The following is a 1001-nucleotide window of genomic DNA, read 5'->3' as shown; positions in this document are numbered from 1 at the left end:
TGAACTGGTCCCCGAAAGTTGGACTGGGTAAGTAAGAGCCTAAGCCGCGAGGGCCTGAGCACGGTATTGCACCGGGCTCAGGCCCTCGAGCTTTGTCGAGATTCTTTCGTTGTTGTACCAGCGGATGTACTCGTTCAGTGCCATCGTGAGTGCGTCGGAGTTAAGGAAGCGAACGCGGTGGAACAGTTCTTCTTTGAGGTGCCCGAAGAAGTTCTCCATTACGGCGTTGTCGTAGCAATTGGCTTTGCGGGACATCGATTGGACGGCGCCGGCGCTTTCCAGGAGAGCCCGCCAGGAAGCGTGCTGGTATTGAAACCCTTGATCCGAATGCACGAGCGGCTGCTGACCGGGCTCAAGGCAGCTGAGGGCCTGGCGTAGTGAAGCGTTAGTGAGCTCCAGGTTCGGGGACGAGCTGATGGTGTGAGAGATGATCTGCCGGTCGAAGAGGTCCATAACCGGTGAGAGGTAGAGTTTCCGGTCCCCGACCCTGAACTCGGTCACATCTGTCACCCACTTCCGGTTGGGGCCATCGGCGTCAAACTCCCGATTCAGGACGTTCGGAGCAACTTTCCCCTGATCACCCTTGTAGGAGCTGTAGCGCTTCTTCCGCCGGACTTTGCAGACGAGCCGCATCGCACGCATGAGTTTCAGGACTGTCTTCTTGGCGATTGTCCATCCTTGCTTGACCAGCTCTGCGTGGATACGCCGGTGTCCGTACCGGCCATGGTTCCTCTCGAAAATGTCCATGAGCTCGGCCTTGAGCGCCTCCCGGGGGTCGGGTGCCAGGAGACGTGCCTGGTGGTAGAAGAATGTTGACCTGGCAAGACCCGTGATCTGAAACAGTACCGGGAGGGGAAAGTCAGCCTTGAGAGCGATGAGGGCTTGAACCTTCACCGTCGTTCCTGCGCCCTCAAGGCCCGCAATTTTCCCAGGTAAGCCACTTCCGCCCGCAAGCGCTCGTTCTCCCGGCGAAGTCGTTCCAGTTCGGGTAGCTCCCCTGG

At 58.7% G+C, this 1001-nt stretch carries 1 protein-coding gene; it reads right to left on the bottom strand.

All coding sequences use genetic code 11. The features are described 5' to 3' along the window. Window positions 1-39: 39 nt before the first annotated feature. Window positions 40-1001 (bottom strand): IS3 family transposase (locus AC5RU7_RS21005; protein ID WP_494053876.1); only part of this gene is annotated, 962 nt, incomplete at its 5' end.

The organism is Arthrobacter sp. K410C (assembly GCF_059090105.1).
This window is presented reverse-complemented; position numbering and strand designations above follow the sequence as displayed.